This is a genomic window from Afipia birgiae 34632, assembly GCF_000308295.2.
Taxonomy (GTDB): domain Bacteria; phylum Pseudomonadota; class Alphaproteobacteria; order Rhizobiales; family Xanthobacteraceae; genus Afipia; species Afipia birgiae.
Window position 1 is genome coordinate 2,350,465 of sequence record NZ_HG326652.1, and the last position, 17,061, is coordinate 2,367,525.

Annotated in this window: 14 protein-coding genes; 6 read left to right on the forward strand and 8 right to left on the reverse strand. The window is 62.5% G+C overall.

What is annotated here, in order from left to right; all coding sequences use genetic code 11:
- The first annotated feature begins 92 nt into the window (after positions 1–92).
- On the forward strand, positions 93–455 hold the full coding sequence (locus BN32_RS11075) for a hypothetical protein (protein ID WP_019198259.1): 363 nt from the start codon (positions 93–95) through the stop codon (positions 453–455).
- 159 nt (positions 456–614) lie between these two features.
- On the opposite strand, the gene BN32_RS11080 is transcribed toward BN32_RS11075, so the two are convergent.
- The 4 genes from BN32_RS11080 to BN32_RS11095 form a co-directional block, all read right to left on the reverse strand.
- Positions 615–2,126 (reverse strand): tripartite tricarboxylate transporter permease, encoded by a 1,512-nt coding sequence (locus BN32_RS11080; protein ID WP_019198260.1) that lies wholly within the window; start codon positions 2,124–2,126, stop codon positions 615–617.
- A 21-nt stretch (positions 2,127–2,147) separates the two neighbouring features.
- On the reverse strand, positions 2,148–2,687 hold the full coding sequence (locus BN32_RS11085; protein ID WP_019198261.1) for a tripartite tricarboxylate transporter TctB family protein: 540 nt from the start codon (positions 2,685–2,687) through the stop codon (positions 2,148–2,150).
- 151 nt (positions 2,688–2,838) lie between these two features.
- Entirely contained in the window at positions 2,839–3,819 is a 981-nt protein-coding gene (locus tag BN32_RS11090) for a Bug family tripartite tricarboxylate transporter substrate binding protein (RefSeq protein ID WP_019198262.1), read from the reverse strand.
- A gap of 110 nt (positions 3,820–3,929) precedes the next feature.
- Complete coding sequence (locus BN32_RS11095) at positions 3,930–5,141, reverse strand: pyridoxal-phosphate-dependent aminotransferase family protein (protein ID WP_019198263.1); 1,212 nt, start codon at positions 5,139–5,141, stop codon at positions 3,930–3,932.
- A gap of 194 nt (positions 5,142–5,335) precedes the next feature.
- Here BN32_RS11095 and BN32_RS11100 point away from each other — a divergent pair, with 194 nt between their 5' ends.
- The 5 genes from BN32_RS11100 (at position 5,336) to BN32_RS11120 (ending at position 11,663) form a co-directional block, all read left to right on the forward strand.
- Positions 5,336–6,079: a GntR family transcriptional regulator gene (locus tag BN32_RS11100; protein WP_040426295.1), complete on the forward strand. Its 744-nt coding sequence runs from the start codon at positions 5,336–5,338 to the stop codon at positions 6,077–6,079.
- A gap of 128 nt (positions 6,080–6,207) precedes the next feature.
- A complete protein-coding gene (locus BN32_RS11105; RefSeq protein WP_019198265.1) occupies positions 6,208–9,192 on the forward strand; it encodes an FAD-binding and (Fe-S)-binding domain-containing protein in 2,985 nt (994 codons plus the stop codon).
- A 24-nt stretch (positions 9,193–9,216) separates the two neighbouring features.
- A complete protein-coding gene (locus BN32_RS11110; RefSeq protein WP_040425651.1) occupies positions 9,217–9,648 on the forward strand; it encodes a GlcG/HbpS family heme-binding protein in 432 nt (143 codons plus the stop codon).
- A gap of 17 nt (positions 9,649–9,665) precedes the next feature.
- A complete protein-coding gene (locus BN32_RS11115) occupies positions 9,666–10,850 on the forward strand; it encodes a CaiB/BaiF CoA transferase family protein (RefSeq protein ID WP_019198267.1) in 1,185 nt (394 codons plus the stop codon).
- A gap of 21 nt (positions 10,851–10,871) precedes the next feature.
- Positions 10,872–11,663: an enoyl-CoA hydratase gene (locus BN32_RS11120; protein ID WP_019198268.1), complete on the forward strand. Its 792-nt coding sequence runs from the start codon at positions 10,872–10,874 to the stop codon at positions 11,661–11,663.
- Here the strand turns inward: BN32_RS11120 and BN32_RS11125 are convergent.
- The 4 genes from BN32_RS11125 to BN32_RS11140 all read right to left on the reverse strand — a co-directional run bounded on the left by BN32_RS11125 (position 11,650) and on the right by BN32_RS11140 (position 17,052).
- On the reverse strand, positions 11,650–12,438 hold the full coding sequence (locus BN32_RS11125; RefSeq protein ID WP_347334724.1) for a beta-keto acid cleavage family enzyme: 789 nt from the start codon (positions 12,436–12,438) through the stop codon (positions 11,650–11,652). The two genes, BN32_RS11120 and BN32_RS11125, sit on opposite strands and share 14 nt — an antisense overlap.
- A gap of 119 nt (positions 12,439–12,557) precedes the next feature.
- The gene (locus BN32_RS11130; RefSeq protein ID WP_082773537.1) at positions 12,558–13,334 is read right to left on the reverse strand and encodes an enoyl-CoA hydratase/isomerase family protein; all 777 of its coding nucleotides are present in this window, start codon (positions 13,332–13,334) and stop codon (positions 12,558–12,560) included.
- A 125-nt stretch (positions 13,335–13,459) separates the two neighbouring features.
- Positions 13,460–15,436, reverse strand: coding sequence for an acetyl/propionyl/methylcrotonyl-CoA carboxylase subunit alpha (locus BN32_RS11135; protein ID WP_019198271.1), 1,977 nt, complete (start codon positions 15,434–15,436; stop codon positions 13,460–13,462).
- Entirely contained in the window at positions 15,433–17,052 is a 1,620-nt protein-coding gene (locus BN32_RS11140) for an acyl-CoA carboxylase subunit beta (protein ID WP_019198272.1), read from the reverse strand. The genes BN32_RS11135 and BN32_RS11140 overlap by 4 nt, the downstream gene beginning before the upstream one ends.
- Between the last annotated feature and the right edge of the window lie 9 nt (positions 17,053–17,061).

Here is a 17,061-nt window from a genome sequence, read left to right on the forward strand (position 1 = left end):
CCCGCTCAATGGCTGCACGTTCATTTTTGGATTTTAAGGGGCTTCGCCGTTTTGGCGATCGAAGCCGCATTGCAACAGTCAGGATCACGATCATGAAGACAGTCATCGTCACTGCCGTCGCCGCGATTTTTCTGGGCGCGACCGGGATCGCGAACGCCGCCGAGCCCGGCGACAAGGTCAAGATCTCCATCGAGAAATGGCGCAAGCCCGGCTCCAACAACATCGGGACCGCGGACATCACCGTCACCAACGACAATGACTTCGCCGTCAAGGACATCCGCGTGAAATGCGACTACATGTCGAAGACCGGCGGCCGGAAGATCGAAACCGACCAGCGGCTGGCGCTGACGGTCAAGCCGAAGACCACCAAGCTGTTCAAGAAAACGAAATTCCCGTTTATCGATCAGGAAGCCGCGACCGGCGCTTGCAAGGTCACCGGCGCGACGCAGAGCTAATGTTGGAATGACTTCGTCATCCTTCGAGGCTCGCCGCAAGAGGCGGCTCGCACCTCAGGATGACGGCTCCTTTTGCGTTGATATGTTTCAGCGGATACCGGTATCGTCATCCTGAGGTGCGAGCTCTTGCGAGCCTCGAAGGATGACGCCCCACGATGGCTACGCCCGCGCCGGACTCTGTTTCCGCCCGAACAATTCAAATACCCGGTCGATCAGCGGCCAGAACAGCAGCACAATCGCCAGCGTCGTGATCGAACCGACCAGGCCGTTCGACCAGAACACCTTCACGGTACCGCCCGAACCGATCATGGCGAGACGGAACGCATCCTCGGCGCGGCTGCCGAGCACCAGCGCAAGCGTAAACGGCGCCAGCGGAATGCCGATCTTCTTGAACACGTAACCGACCACACCGAACAGCAGCATCAGCCAGATGTCGAACATCGCGTTCTGGATTGCATAAGCACCGATGGCGCAGGACACCACGATCATCGGCGCGATGGCGGCGAACGGCACGCGCAGGATCGATGCGAAGATCGGCACAGTCGTCAGCACCAGCACGAGGCCGACGACGTTGCCGAGATACATCGACGCGATCAGGCCCCAGACGAAATCCTTGTGCTCCACAAATAGCAGCGGACCGGGGTTGAGCCCCCACACCATCAGACCGCCAAGCAGGATCGCCGCGGTGCCGGAGCCGGGGATGCCGAGCGCCAGCATCGGCAGCAGCGCGGCGGTGCCGGACGCGTGGGCCGCTGTTTCCGGCGCGAACACGCCCTCAATGCGGCCCTTGCCGAACGACTCCTTGTCCTTGGAAAAACGCTTGGCGAGGTTGTAGCCCATGAACGACGCGGCGATGGCACCGCCCGGCGTGATGCCAAGCCAGCATCCGATCACGGACGAGCGAATGAGCGTCGCCCAGTATTTCGGCAGATCCTTCCAGACGTTCCAAACTGTCCGCAGGCTGATGCGTGCCGCGTGGCCGCGCAGCGCAAGGCGCTCCTCCATGGTCAGCAGGATTTCGCTGATGCCGAACAAACCGATCACCGCGACAAGGAAATTGACGCCGCGCAGAAGATCGTTCGACCCGAACGTCATGCGCAACTGGCCCGACACGGTATCGAGGCCGACGCCCGCGAGCAGCAATCCCAGTGCCATGGAAATGACGGTCTTGTGCTTGGCCTCGCGGCCGAGGCCGACGAACGAACAGAACGTCAGAAGATAGACCGCGAAGAACTCCGGCGGCCCGAACTTGAGCGCGAAACCGGCGATACTCGGCGCCAGGAACGTGATCAGCATCACCGCGACCAGTGATCCGATGAACGACGAGGTGAACGCCGCGGTCAGCGCTTCCGCCGCCCTGCCCTGTTGCGCCATTGGATAGCCGTCGAAGGTGGTCGCGACCGACCATGCCTCGCCGGGAATGTTGAACAGGATCGAGGTGATCGCGCCGCCGAACAGCGCGCCCCAGTAAATGCACGACAACATCACGATGGCCGATGTCGGATCCATCGAGAACGTCAGCGGCAGCAGGATCGCCACGCCGTTGGGACCGCCGAGCCCCGGTAATACGCCGACGAAAATACCGAGCACGAGCCCGACCATCATCAGCGCAAGAATTTTCCAGGTGAAGAGAACCGCGAAGCCGTGAAACAGCAGACCGAGTGCTTCCATGATCGTATCCCCGGTCCCGGTCTAGCGTCCGAAGGCCGCTTCGAGCGGTCCCTTCGGCATGATGACGTCGAAGGCGACATCGAACGTCCCGAACATGATCGCGACGAAGATGAATGCGGTGAGCAGCGACTTCCACCAGGCGATCTTGCCGATGATCGCCATGAAGCCCGAGATCAGCAGGAAGCTCGCCACATAAAGGCCGAGCCATTGCATCGCCAGACAGAACAGCAGCGTCGGCACGAACACCTGCAGCACGCGGCGAAGCTGCGCGCGGGTGACGAAGGTTTCCAGTCCTTCGGTGCGCTTGATGGCTACGCTGACGAGTCCGTAGAGCGCCGCGCCGCCCAGAATGATCGAAAGATAGAACGGGAAATAACCGGCCTGCGGACCTGTATCGTCCCACGATGCTCCGGTGCGCCAGTTGTCGAAGCCAAGCAGCGCGGCGAGCCCGAGCAGCAGCACCATTACCACCATTTCAACCGTACGGTTGCTGGTGATCGCGGGTGAATTCTCGTCCGGCGCGGTCGGATCTTCGACGACGATTTCGATGTCTTGGGCCATGGTTCACGCATTTGCTGTCTTGAACCTCTCCCCGCACGCGGGGAGAGGTCGAACCGCGAAGGCGGTTCGGGTAAGGGCAAACCGGTCGCGAAGGATATCAAGTCCCCTCACCCCGGCCCTCTCCCCGCAAGCGGGGCGAGGGAGAAAACCGCTATTTTGCGACGAAGCCCGCTTCGGTCATCAGCGACTTGTTCAAGGCATCGTCCTCTTCAAGGAATTTGAGCATGTCCTTGCCGTTGAGATAGACTGGCTTCAAGGCCTGCTTCTCCATGTATTCCTTGTATTCCGCAGTCTGCGTCACCTTCTTGAACAGATCGTCGTAGAACGCGGTCTGCTCGGGCGTGACCTTGCCGGGAAGGAACATCGCGCGCAGCATCAGGTACTGCATGTCGAGACCTTCTTCCTTGCAGGTCGGAATGTCGTTCCAGGACTGCGTCTCGGTGACCTTGGTCTTGTAGGAGATGCGTTCCTTGTCGAACACGCATAGCGCACGCACCTGACCGGCGCGCCACACTTCGAGATTCTCCGACGGATTGTTGACGTTGGCCTCGGTGTGGTTGCCGACGAGTTGGGTCGCCGCTTCGCCGCCCGACTTGTAAGGCAGATAGGAGAACTTCGCGCCGGTCTTCTTTTCCATGAAGACCGTGAGAACGTGATCCTCGCGCTTCGAACCGGTGCCGCCCATCTTGAACGGCGAGCTTGAGGCCTTCGCCGCAGCAATGAAGTCCTTCACGGTCTTCGGGCCGGCGACGTTGTCCCACAATACGAACTGGTCCATCGCGATCACCGAGACCGGCGTCAGCTCGCGCCAGTTGAACGGAATCTTCGCCGACAGCGGCAGCATGTAGATCAGCGAATAGGCAATCAGCACCTTGTTGGGATCGCCGTCGCTGCCCTTCATGTACATCAGCGCTTCCGCGCCGGACGCCCCGCCCTTCAGCGACACGATGACGGGCTGCTTCATCAGGTCGTTCTTCTGGATCGCGGCCTGCATCATGCGCGCCATCTGGTCGGATGCACCGCCGGCACCTGCCGCAACCACGATCTCGACCGGCTTGGCCGGCTCCCATGCCACTGCGGGCGTCGCCGCCAGCAGTGCAAGCATACTCGTCGCCTTGATGAGATTCTTCATGCGGTCTCTCCCTGTGTCTTTCCCTGAAGTCCGGCTTGTGCCGGACCTTGATTATGTTTCCGCTATCCTGCGGATTTTGAATTCAAACCCGTAACGTCGCCAACGCGGCGTTACGCCACTGCCGTCTTGGCCTGCGCCGAGGCCGCGCCGCGCCCGGTCAGAACGTCCATCGCCGCCATTACGCCACCCTTGCGATGCGGCACCTTGGCGAGATCGAGCGCCATTTCGACGCCGGCCAGCGTGCCCATCAGCATCAGGTCGTTGAAGTGACCGAGATGCCCGATGCGGAACACCTTGCCCTTCACCTTGCTCAGGCCCGAGCCCAGCGACATGTCGAAGTTGTCGAGCGTGACCTTGCGGAACTGGTCGGCGTCGTGGCCGTCCGGCATCACCACCGCCGTCAGGATCGGTGAATACTCGCGCGGGTCGAGACAGAGATTCTCGAGACCCCATGTTTCCACCGCCGCGCGGGTCGCCGCGGAATAGCGCTTGTGACGGGCAAACACTTTGTCCAGCCCTTCTTCCAGCAGCATCGCGACAGCTTCCTTCAGGCCATAAAGAAGGTTCGTCGCAGGCGTATAGGGCCACGAACCGCCCTTGTTGGCGGCGATGATCTCGTGCCAGTCCCAGTAGGACCGCAGCGAGTTGTTGGCCTTCGACGCAGCGAGCGCCTTTTCCGACACGGCGTTAAAGCCGAGGCCCGGCGGCAACATCAGGCCCTTCTGCGAACAGGACACGGTGACGTCCACACCCCAGCCGTCGTGATCGTATTCGATCGAGCCGAGGCCCGAGATTGAATCGACCATCAGCAGCGCAGGATGATTTGCGCGATCGATCGCCTTGCGAACCTCGTGGATGCGGCTGGTGACGCCGGTCGAGGTTTCGTTATGGACGACCATCACGGCCTTGATGGCGTGCTGCTTGTCCTTAGCCAGACGCTGTTCGATGTCGTCCGGATTGACCCCGTGGCGCCAGTCACCGGGTACGAACTCGACCTCGATCTTCATCTTGTCAGCAAGCGCGCGCCACAGCGTCGCGAAGTGGCCGGTCTCGACCATCAGCACCTTGTCGCCGGGCGACAGCGTGTTGACGATGGCGGCTTCCCACGCGCCGGTGCCGGACGACGGGTAGATGATGACGGGGTTCCTGGTCTTGAAGATTTTCTTGGAGCCCTCAATCACATCGAGCCCGAGCTGGGCGAATTCAGGTCCACGGTGATCGATGGTCGGCATGTCCATCGCGCGCAATACCCGATCAGGCACATTGGTCGGCCCAGGAATCTGCAGAAAATGCCGTCCGGTATGGACAGAGGCGTTGGACATCGATCGGCGCTCCCAAAGACCTTGTTAACATTTTTGCATGCAATAAATTGTGCATCGCAAGATTTTCTAGATCTGAATTGTATTCAGATTTTTCTTTTTCACAACCAGAAAATCCAGTATCACTACACTTATTGGCGCAAAGCGCGTCGCGCTGGGCTATTTTCGGCGTTACGTCCCTCTGGAGGCTTCTGATTTTGAATAATCTTTTGCGAGCCAAGTCCCTTGAGGTTGTCGAAACCTCCCCCGCCACCCTGCACGACGACCTGCTCGGGCAGATCCGCGACTTTATTGTCGAGGGGCACCTCGAGCCCGGCAGCCGTATTCCCGAGCGCGAACTGTGCGAACGCTTCGACGTATCGCGCACCCCGCTGCGCGAGGCGCTGAAGGTTCTGGCGTCGGAGGGCCTGATCGAACTGCTGCCGAACCGTGGCGCACGGGTCCGCCAGTTTTCCGAGCAGGATATCCGGCATCTGTTCGAATTGATCGCCGGTCTCGATGCCCTGGCCGGCCGCGTCGCCTGCGAACGTATCTCGGACGAGGACATCGCCCGGATCGAGCGGATGCATCTGGAGATGTACAGTCACTATATCCGCCAGGAACTGACCGACTATTTCCGGCTGAACCAGAAGATTCACCAGTCCATCGTGGACGCCGCAGCCAACCCGTTCCTGAGTTCGAGCTATGCGGCCGCGAACGCCATGGTGCGCCGGCTGCGCTATTCGGCCAACCTGTTGCGGCGTGACCGGTTGAGCGACGCGATGCGCGAGCATGAAGCGATGGTGGACGCCCTGCGCCGCCGCAACGGCGAAGAGCTTAGCAAACTGATGTTTGACCACATGCGCGGCAAATGCGACGCCGTATGCGAGTATATGCGCGAGCATCAGCCGAGTGGCCGCCGCCCAGCAGCCGAGGTGTCGGCGCTGCGCGAAACAACCTGAGCGATTTGTTCCGTCATTGCGAGGAGCGAAGCGACGACGCAATCCAGTTCTTTATTCAGTCGCTCTGGATTGCTTCGCTTCGCTCGCAATGACGGCTTTTAGCAACGCCAAGAGTATCGAGAACACAAATGGCTCAGCAGAAAGCCGCAAACGCAAACGTCACCGCGCAGCACAGCGCCCTCGCCGCGCGCCTGTCGCGCGAAATTTCCGGCGACGTGCTGTTCAACCCGTTCGATCTTGGGCGTTACGCCACCGACGCGTCATTCTACCAGATCAAGCCGTTCGCCGTGGTCGTGCCTCGTACCGTCGAGGATGCGCTGCGCGCGATGGCGATTGCGCGCGATGACGGCCGCATCGTCACGCCGCGCGGCGGCGGCACCTCGCAATGCGGCCAGACCGTCAACAGCGGCATCGTGCTCGATACCTCGAAATACCTGAACAAGATCATTTCCCTCGATGTCGAGAAGCGCACCTGCGTGGTCGAACCCGGCATCGTGCTCGACGATCTCAACCGGCAACTGAAAAAACACGGCCTCTGGTTTCCGGTCGATGTCTCGACCGCCTCCCGCGCAACCATCGGCGGCATGGCCGGCAACAATTCCTGCGGTGGCCGCTCGTTGCGCTACGGCACCATGCGTGACAACACCATCTCGATGGATGCCGCGCTGGCCGACGGCACGCTGCTGCATTTCGGCGAAGTGCCGCGGGACATGGCGTGGCAGAACACCGGAATGCCGGGCCGCGACCTGTTTCGTGACATGCTGGCACTCGGCGAACGCGAAGCAGGCGAGATCGCAGCGCAGTTTCCGCACGTGCAGCGCCGGGTCGGCGGCTACAACCTCGATGCGTTGACGCCGCAGCCGGTCAACAACATGGCGCATCTGCTGGTGGGGTCCGAAGGCACCCTCGCCTTTACCACGCGCGTCGAACTCAAGCTGTGGCCGCTGATCGGCAGCAAGGTGTTCGGCGTCTGCCACTTCGGCAGCTTCTATGAAGCGATGGATGCTACCCAGCATCTGGTGAAGCTGAAGCCGATCGCCGTCGAACTGGTCGATAGCACCATGGTCGCACTCGGCCGTGACATCGCGATGTTCAGGCCCACCATCGAAGCCGTGGTGAAGGGTGAGCCGGAAGCGCTGCTGGTCGTGGAATTCGCGGAGGCGGATCCGGCCGCCAATCTTGCGAAGCTAAAACAGCTCGGCGACCTGATGGGCAATCTCGGTTTCGGCTGGGATCAGCCGAAACGAAAATGGGGCGGCGTGGTCGACGTGATCGAGCCCGCGATGCAAGCGGCGATCACGGATTTCCGCACCTCCGGCCTCAACATCATGATGTCGATGAAGCAGGAGGGCAAACCGGTCTCCTTCGTCGAGGACTGCGCGGTGCCGCTGCCGCACCTCGCCGACTACACCGAACGCCTGAACAAGGTGTTCGAGAAGAACGGCACGCGCGGCACCATGTACGCGCACGCCTCCGAAGGCTGCCTGCATGTCCGCCCCGTGCTCAACCTGAAGCTCGACAAGGACGTCAAGGCGATGCGCGCCATCGCCGAAGAAGCCTTCGCGATGGTGCGCGAGTACAAAGGCTCGCACTCGGGTGAACACGGCGACGGCATCGTCCGCTCGGAATTTCATGCGCAGATGTTCGGCCCGCAGATCGTTCACGCCTTCGAGGAAGTGAAAGAGCGCTTCGATCCGGGCAATACGCTCAATCCCGGCAAGATCGTGCATCCGCCGAAGATGGATGACCGCTCGCTGTTTCGCTACGCGCCCGGCTACAAGGTCGAGAACATCACAACGGTGATGGACTGGTCGGCGTATCCCGGCGCGGCGGGCGGTTTCCAGGGCGCGGTCGAGATGTGCAACAACAACGGCGCGTGCCGCAAACTCGAGAGCGGCGTGATGTGCCCATCCTATCGCGCGACGCGCAACGAGAAGGACGTCACCCGCGGCCGCGCCAACACGCTGCGGCTGGCGATCTCCGGGCAGCTCGGTCCCGATGCACTGTCGTCCGACGCGATGATGGAGACGATGAAGCTTTGCGTCTCCTGCAAGGCCTGCCGTCACGAATGCCCGACTGGCGTCGACATGGCGAAGATGAAAATCGAAGTGCTGGCGGCACGCGCCGCAAAGCATGGCCTGACGTTACGCGACCGGCTGGTGGGTTACCTGCCGCACTACGCGGCGCTCGCCGCACGCTTTTCGTGGCTCGCCAACCTGCGTAACCGCAGCGGCATTCTCCGCACACTGTTCGAGAAGGTCGCGGGCATCAGCGCCAAGCGCGATCTGCCGGAATTCCGCAACGACGTATTCGCGCCGGCCGGAATCGCGTTCGGCCCGGAGAATGGCCGCGAGGTCGTGCTGTTTGCCGACACCTTCAACCGCGCCTATGAGCGTGAAAATCTCGACGCCGCGTTACGCGTCCTTGTCGACGGCGGCTATCGCGTTCACCTGCCTCGTGCGATCGATGGCGGACGGCCGCTGTGCTGCGGACGCACGTTCCTGTCGGCCGGACTTGTGGAAAACGCGAAAGCCGAACTCAAGCGCGTGGTCGAAACGCTGATCCCGTTCGCCGAGCGCGGCGTTCCCATTGTCGGGCTCGAACCAAGTTGCCTTCTGACGCTGCGCGACGAACTGCTCTCGCTGCGTTCTGACGATGCCGCGAAGAAAGTCAGCACCCATGCGCTGCTGTTCGAGGAATTCCTGGTGCGCGAGGCCGAAACCGGCCAGTTGAAACTGCCGCTCGGCGCTGTCGAGAGGAACGCGCTGGTCCATGGCCATTGCCACCAGAAATCGTTCGGGGCCTTCGCGCCGGTCGAGAAGATTTTGCGGCTGGTGCCCGGCCTGAAGGTCGAAAAGATCGAGTCCAGTTGTTGCGGCATGGCCGGCGCGTTCGGCTACGGCGCGGACACTTATGATGTGTCGATCGAGATGGCGGAAGCATCCCTGCTGCCCGCTGTGCGCAAGGCTGCCGATGACGCGCTGATCGTGGCCGACGGCACCTCCTGCCGCCACCAAATCAAGGACGGTTCGGGCCGTGGCGCATTGCACGTCGCCCGCGTCCTTGCCATAAGCTTGGACAATGGCGCGGCGAAAGCCCCCGCACTTTCCTAAACTACCCCACAAAGGACGTATTTGATGACTGATCTGCCCCTTGATGTTGCCCGCAAGATTTCCGATGCCGCCCTCGCCAAGTGCCGGGAACTGAAGCTGAAGCCGATGGCCATCGCGATTCTCGACGCACGCGGCACGCTCAAGACGTTCATCGCGGAAGACAACACCAGCCTGCTGCGCGGCGAAGTCGCGCACGGCAAGGCCTACGGTGCGCTGGCGCTCGGCATGGGGTCGCGCGCGATTTTCAAGCGCGCCAACGAGCAGCCGTATTTCGTCGACGCCATCAACACCATGGCGCGCGGCGCGCTGGTGCCGGTTCCGGGCGGCGTCCTTATCAATGACAAGAGCGGCAACCTGCTCGGCGCCATCGGCATCAGCGGCGACACCTCCGACAACGATGAAACCGCAGCACTCGCGGGCATCGCCGCCGCAGGCCTCGTCGGCAACGCCGGATAATCAAGCCGGAGAAATCGATGACGTTCCCGCGCGCCTCGTCCGCCCTTTCGCGCTTCACCGTGCTGGATCTGACCCGGATTCGTTCCGGGCCGACCGCCGTGCGCCAATTGTCGGACTGGGGCGCGAACGTCATCAAGATCGAAGCGCCGACCGATCTCGCCGACAGCGAACAACCCGGCGGTCCGCGTCACGGCCCGGACTTCCAGAACCTGCATCGCAACAAGCGCGCGATGACGCTGAACCTGAAAGACCCGAAAGGGCTTGAGGTGTTCAAGCGTCTCGCCGCGAAGGCGGACGTCATCGTCGAGAATTTCCGTCCAGACGTGAAGCACAAGCTCGGCATCGACTATGACAGCATGCGCGCGATCAACCCGCGTCTCGTCTATGCCAGCATCTCCGGCTTCGGACAGGACGGCCCCTATTCAAAGCGGCCCGGTTTCGACCAGATCGCGCAGGGCATGGGCGGCCTGATGTCGATCACCGGATTGCCGGGACAAGGCCCGGTGCGCGCCGGAATTCCCGTCGCCGACCTGACGGCGGGACTCTTTTGCGCGCTCGGCATCATGACCGCGCTGCTGGAACGCGATGTGTCCGGCGAAGGCCAGTGGGTGCAGACCTCCCTGCTGCAGGCCCAGATCTTCATGCTCGACTTCCAGGCCGCGCGCTGGCTGGTGGACGGCGACGTGCCGCAGCAGGCGGGCAACAATCACCCGACCAGCATTCCGACCGGCGTGTTCAAGACCAGCGACAGCTTCATCAATATCGCCACCACGGGCGGGCGGATCTGGGAGCGGTTTGCGCAGGCCATCGAAGCGCCGGATCTGCTGACGCATCCGGACTACGCAACAATCGCGCTGCGCTCGGAGAACCGCGACGCGCTCAACGCCGCCATCGGCACCTACATGGCGAAACGCACCACCGGCGAATGGGTCAAAATCCTCAACGATGCCGGCGTGCCGTGCGGCCCTATTTACTCCATCGATCAGGTGTTCGATGACGAACAGGTCAAGCACCTCGGCATCGCGCAGCAACTGCCCGACGCCGGCAAGCATCTCGTCGGCCAGCCGGTGACGTTGTCGCGCACGCCGAGCCGCATGGCCGCGCGCCCGCCCCGCGTCGGCGAGCAGACGCGCGACGTGCTGACGGAATTCGGTTTCAGTGAACAGGAGATCGCCTCGCTCCAGCAGAGCAAGGTCGTCTGAATCTAATCAAGGAACACGGCTATGGCTTCGACCGACAAGGTGATCTCTCGCAAGGACGGAAACGTCGGCTATGTGATCTTCAACAATCCCGAGCGCCGCAACGCCATGTCGCTGGAGATGTGGGAAGCGTGCACCCGGCTGATGACTGAATACGCCAAGGACGACGGCATCCGCGTGGTGGTGCTGGCGGGCGCGGGCGACAAGGCCTTTGTCGCCGGTGCGGACATCTCGAAGTTTGCCGACGAGCGCTCCTCCGAGGAAGGCGTCAGGAAATACAACGAGGCGGTCGAAGCCGCCTATGCCAGCGTGCATGAGTTTCCGAAGCCAACCATCGCGATGATCCGCGGCTTTTGCGTCGGCGGCGGCATGGGGCTGGCGAGCTGCTGCGACCTGCGCATCTGCTCGGAAGACGCGCGCTTCGCAGTGCCCGCCGCCAAGCTCGGCCTCGGCTACGGCTATTCCGGCGTGAAGCGGCTGATGGATGTGGTCGGTCCGTCCTTCACCAAGGAGATCTTTTTCACCGCCCGGCTGTTCGAGGCGATGGAAGCGGTCGAGATGGGTCTCGTCAACCGCATCGTCGAAAACGATGAGCTGGAATTCTACGTCAAGACCTACGCAGCCACCATTGCCGCCAACGCGCCGCTCACCGTGGATTCGATCAAATTTATTGTCGGCGAAGCCTGCAAGGATGAGCTCATGCGCGACATGAAGCGCTGCGAAGATCTGGTCGACGCCTGTTTCAAGAGCGAGGACTACAAGGAAGGCCGCGCCGCGTTCATGGAAAAGCGCAAGCCGGTGTTCAAGGGGCGCTAGGAAGTCCCCGCGCCGTATCCATTGCGCGCAACGCGGCTCTAATCTCTGCGGTTGTCGCCAGCTCACCACCCGCATCGCGGACGCGCCCGACCGCGTCCTTCACCAGCGCTTCGTTGGTTTGGTCACTTCCCCAGTTGATATCTTCAAGCCCGACGCGGACGTGGCCGCCGCGCGCCACCGTGTGCGGGATCAGCGCCGTGATGTCGACGCCGAGACCTGCGATCATCCACGGTGCACCCGGCGCGGCTTCCGCCAGCAGGTCGAGATGCGCATCGAGATATGTGTCGCGGGGCGGAAAGCCCCAGGCGAACTCCTCCGAGAACATGAAGCGATAGACCGGCGTCGGTGACGGCGGCGCGATGGCTGCCAGCGCGGCGCCAAGCCGCGTGAAACCGGGCTCGTAGATCGCGTAACTCGGGTGGACATTGTGCGCGCGGGCAATCCGCATGCCTTCCAGAATGTCCGCGTGCGGGTTCAGGTAAATCCCGCCATGCGCCAGATCATCGAACCGCGCGAAATGAACCGAGCCCGGATCGATCACCGCCCATTCGATCAACCCGCGCTTCGCAAGCTCCGCCGTATGGCCGAAGCGATTGGTTGTCTGCTCCTGCCCCAGCGCCTGGCTCGGAATGGTTGGATAGACGATGACATCCACCTTGGCGCGGATGCCCTCGATAATACGTGCATAGATTTCCCAATCGTCCTTCTGATGACCGGTCGTCTCGTCATAGGCGTGGGCATGGAGGATCGCCGCGCCCGCCCCTGCGCACGCGATGCCGTCGCGACGATCTCATCGACCGCGACCGGAATGCCCGGCTGCTTCGCGCGGGTCCATGGCCCGTTCAGCGCAGCTTCGATCCAGACCTTGGTCATGACGTCTCCGACGTTATCGCGTCACTTGCCAGTCCACACCGGCTTGCGCTTTTCCGCGAAGGCCGCGAGGCCCTCCTTCGCATCCTGCGTCATCGCCAGCACTGCGATCTGCGACTCGGTGTAGGCGATGCCCTGATCGAACGACATCGAGGCCAGCGCGCGCATGGCATACTTGCCGCGGCGGATCGCAGTCGGCGACTTGTCGATCAGACGTCCCACCAGCCATTCGACCTTGGCGTCGAGTTCGGCGGCGGGCACCACATGATTGAGCAGCCCGGCGTCCTTTGCTTCCGCCGCGGTGAACGGCTCGCCGGTGAAGCACCATTCGCGCACCAGACGCGGCGGCGCGATGGATTGCAACAGACTCAAAACCTGCATCGGAAACACGCCGACTTTCACTTCGGGAAGGCCGAACACGACATCATCCGACGCCACCGCCATATCGGTCATGCACAGAAGCCCGATACCGCCCGCCATGCAGACGCCATTGACGCGGGCAATGGTTGGCTTGGTCGCATTCTGCGCCGTGCGCAGCATGTCGGCATAGTCAAGATTGGGCCGCGACAGATCGAACGCAAATCCCGCCCCCGGCTGCAGATCCGCACCGGCGCAGAACGCCTTGGTGCCCGTTCCGGTCAGCACGATCACCCTGACATCGTTATCCTCATGCGCTCGGCGGTAGCCGTCAACGATTCCAGCGATCACCGAGGCGTTCAGCGCGTTGCGCTTGTCGGGCCGGTTGATCGTGATCCAGAACGCGTGCCCGCGCTCGTCGTGCAAAACTGGTGCGTCAGACATCATCAATCTCCTGGAGTCTTTTCGTCATTACGAGCGCAAGCGAAGCAATCCATTTACTTCTGGTCAAGCAAAGCTGGATTTCTTCGTCGCTCCGCTCCTCGCAATGACCGGGAATAAATTGCACATCAAGCAGCGTCCTGCGCGGCCTCGATCTCTGCAATCACGAATCCGGTCGTGATCTGATCGCCCTCCTCGGCGTTCAGCACGGCGAGCTTACCCGATACCGGGGCCGCATGAACATGCTGCATCTTCATCGCCTCCAGCACGATGATCGGCGCACCGGCGGCAAGGATATCCCCGACCTTGGCCAGCACCGACACCACGCGCCCGTTCATGGATGCCCGCAGCTTGCCGTCCGATCCAGCGGCGCCCGCCTTCATCACGGCGACATGAGATAGATCCCGCACATGCGACGTTGTCCCGGCGAAATTGAAATAGAGATCAGTGCCTTCGCGCACGAATGTGGCCGAGGCCAGAACGCCGTCGCTTCTGAAATGGAGCACATTGCCGTCGCGCGATCCGAGCGTCAGGGTGTGTTCGGACTCCGCCAGCCCGACCCGGAATACATCACCGCGCTCGCGCCGCACCGTCGGCTCGATGACATGACCGTCGAGATCGAAACGCATCGGGATGGGATAGCCATGCGCGAGACCCAGACGCTGCTGCGCGTGAACCGGCCCAATGGCCGAGACATGAACCAGAAGCGCAGCGACGGCGGCATGCAATCCATCGCCGGTTTTCACGCCGAGTAGATCGGTCGAATGCTCATCAATGAACGCTGTGGTCGCCTGCCCTGCTGCGAAGGCCGGATGATCGAGACAGCGCGCGAGAAACGACTGGTTTGTGGTGACGCCCAGTGCCGTCATCTGCTTCAGGCCCGCCGTCAGCCTGCGCCGCGCCTCGTCACGCGTCGCGCCATGGCTGATGATCTTGGCGATCATCGAATCATAGAACGGCGAAATCTCGCCGCCGGATTCCAAAGCATCCTCTACGCGCAATTCTGACGGCGCGCGCCAGCGCAGCATCCGTCCGGACTGCGGCATGAAGCCATGCGCGGCATCTTCCGCACAGAGCCGCACCTCGATGGCATGGCCGGAGGATTTCACCTCGGCCTGTGTCAGCGGCAGCGGCTCGCCGCCCGCGACACGCAATTGTAGCTCGACCAGATCGAGGCCCGTGATTGCTTCCGTCACCGGATGCTCGACCTGCAGCCGCGTGTTCATCTCCATGAAGTAGTAGTTGCCCGCGCTATCCAGCAGGAACTCCAGCGTGCCCGCGCCTTCATAGTCGATGGCCTTGACCGCAGCGACGGCAGTCGCACCCATCCGCGTACGCAATTCAGGCGATACCGCGGGTGACGGCGCCTCCTCAATCAGCTTCTGATGCCGGCGCTGCACCGAGCAGTCGCGTTCGCCGAGATGGATCGCGTTGCCGTGACGATCGCCGAACACCTGAATTTCGATGTGGCGCGGCTGAACGATGGCGCGCTCAAGAATGACACCCGGATCGCCGAACGCATTCTGCGCCTCCAAGCGCGCTGCACGCAGGGCAGCCGGAAACGCCGCGTCATTCGCCACCAATCGCATGCCGCGGCCGCCGCCACCGGCCACCGCCTTGATCATCACCGGAAAGCCGATGCGCTTGGCGGCGGTGAGCATCGTGGCGTCGCTCTGGTCCTCGCCCTGATAGCCGGGCACACAGGGCACGCCTGCCTTCTGCATGATGTCCTTCGCACCGGCCTTGTTGCCCATGGCGAGGATCGCCTCGGGCGATGGCCCGATGAAGACGAGACCAGCATCGCGGCAGGCCTTGGCGAACTCGGCATTCTCCGCCAGAAAGCCATAGCCCGGATGGATGGCATCCGCGCCGCTGGCCTTCGCTGCTTGAACAATGGCATCGATCCGCAAATAGGACTGCGACGGCTGCGACTCGCCGATCCATACCGCCTGATCCGCCTCGCGGACGTGACGCGCATTCGCATCGGCCGTCGAATAGACCGCGATTGTCTCGTAGCCAAGGCGCTTGGCCGTGCGCATCACGCGCAGCGCTATCTCGCCGCGATTGGCGATGAGGATTTTACGGAACGGCGTCAGTTTGCTCATGGCCGCGCCACCGAAAACTGGACCTTCTGCGGATTGCGCCTCTCCGCCTCGCTGCAGATCGCCAGCACGTTGATCAGCACCGCGCGGGTGTCGCGCGGATCGATCACGCCGTCATCGAGCAGCCGCCCGCTGGTGGCGAACACATCCATCTGCCTTTCGAACACATCGATGATCTGGGATTTCATCGCCTCCAGCTTCTCCGGCTCAAGCGGCTTGCCGCGCCGCGCGGCGGCGGCCTCAGCGACGATCGCCATGGTGCCCGCCGCCTGCTCTCCGCCCATCACAGCGGTCTTGGCGTTGGGCCACGAGAAGCAAAACCGCGGATGAAAGCCGCGCCCGCACATGCCGTAATTGCCCGCGCCGAACGACGCGCCGCAGTAAATGGTGATCTGCGGCACGGTGGCGTTGGTCACGGCCTGAATCATCTTGGAACCGTGCTTGATCATGCCGGCCTCCTCATAGGCCTTGCCGACCATGTAGCCCGTGGTGTTGTTCAGATAAAGAATCGGCGTGCGCGACTGGCAGCAGGCCTGAATGAAATGCGTCGCCTTGTTGGCGCCGTTGGGGTCCAGTGGCCCATTATTGGTGATAATGCCGATGGCCTGACCGCCGATGCGACCATGACCGCAGACTGTCGCGGGGCCGTAGTTCGCGCCGATCTCCAGAAAATCCGAACCGTCGAGAATGCGCGCGATGATCTGCTTCATGTCGACGGGCCGCTTGTGGTCCATCGGCATGATGCCGAGCAGTTCTTCGGTATCGTACAGCGGCTCGCGTGGCGGCTCGCCGCTCTCGGGCAACGCGCGATCCCAGTTGAGATCGGCCATGATCTGGCGGGCGATGCCGAGCGCCTCGCGATCGTCTTCCGCGAGATAGTCGCCCAGACCGGAAGTGCTGGTGTGCATCTCCGCGCCGCCAAGCTCTTCCTCGGTGGCGATCTCGCCGGTTGCGGCCTTGAGCAATGGCGGCCCGGCCAGAAATGCGCGCGTTCGTCCGCGCACCATCACGATGTAGTCGGACAAACCAGTCTGATAGGCGCCGCCCGCGGTGGATGAGCCGTGGGTGACGGTCACCACCGGCAGTCCCGCGGCCGAGAGCAATGCGAGATTTCGGAATGTCGTTCCGCCGCGAATGAAATCCTCGACCCGGTAGCGCATCAGGTTCGCGCCGGCGCTTTCGACCAGTTGAACCGACGGCAGCTTGTTCTCCAGCGCGATTTCCTGCGAGCGCAGCCGCTTGTCGAGGCCCATCGGCTGCAGCGATCCAGCCTCGATGCCGGAATCGCTCGCGGTCACCATGCAGCGCACGCCGGACACAAATCCGATTCCCGCGATGGTACCACCGCCCGGAATGCTCTTTTCCGGGTCAGGTGTGTCGAGGCAGTAACCGGCCAATGCGGAGAGTTCGAGGAACGGCGCGCCCGGATCAAGCAGCAGCGCGATGCGTTCGCGCGGCAGCAGCTGCCCGCGTTCATGGAACCTTTTCTTCGACAGTTCCGACGCTGCGCTGGTCCGCCCGACCACCGCGTTGACCCGCGCGATCTGCGCCAGCATGCCCGCGCGATTGGCCTGATAGGTCTCGCTGGCGTGGGAGATGGAGTTTTCAATTACCGTCATGGATGGTCT

Coding starts and splice junctions, on each gene's coding strand:
- BN32_RS11115 (WP_019198267.1), top strand. CDS start 9,666: ATGACGTTCCCGCGCGCCTCGTCCGCCCTTTCGCGCTTCACCGTGCTG.
- BN32_RS11080 (WP_019198260.1), bottom strand. CDS start 2,126: ATGGAAGCACTCGGTCTGCTGTTTCACGGCTTCGCGGTTCTCTTCACC.
- BN32_RS11110 (WP_040425651.1), top strand. CDS start 9,217: ATGACTGATCTGCCCCTTGATGTTGCCCGCAAGATTTCCGATGCCGCC.
- BN32_RS11090 (WP_019198262.1), bottom strand. CDS start 3,819: ATGAAGAATCTCATCAAGGCGACGAGTATGCTTGCACTGCTGGCGGCG.
- BN32_RS11135 (WP_019198271.1), bottom strand. CDS start 15,436: ATGAGCAAACTGACGCCGTTCCGTAAAATCCTCATCGCCAATCGCGGC.
- BN32_RS11095 (WP_019198263.1), bottom strand. CDS start 5,141: ATGTCCAACGCCTCTGTCCATACCGGACGGCATTTTCTGCAGATTCCT.
- BN32_RS11130 (WP_082773537.1), bottom strand. CDS start 13,334: ATGTCTGACGCACCAGTTTTGCACGACGAGCGCGGGCACGCGTTCTGG.
- BN32_RS11085 (WP_019198261.1), bottom strand. CDS start 2,687: ATGGCCCAAGACATCGAAATCGTCGTCGAAGATCCGACCGCGCCGGAC.
- BN32_RS11140 (WP_019198272.1), bottom strand. CDS start 17,052: ATGACGGTAATTGAAAACTCCATCTCCCACGCCAGCGAGACCTATCAG.
- BN32_RS11075 (WP_019198259.1), top strand. CDS start 93: ATGAAGACAGTCATCGTCACTGCCGTCGCCGCGATTTTTCTGGGCGCG.
- BN32_RS11105 (WP_019198265.1), top strand. CDS start 6,208: ATGGCTCAGCAGAAAGCCGCAAACGCAAACGTCACCGCGCAGCACAGC.
- BN32_RS11120 (WP_019198268.1), top strand. CDS start 10,872: ATGGCTTCGACCGACAAGGTGATCTCTCGCAAGGACGGAAACGTCGGC.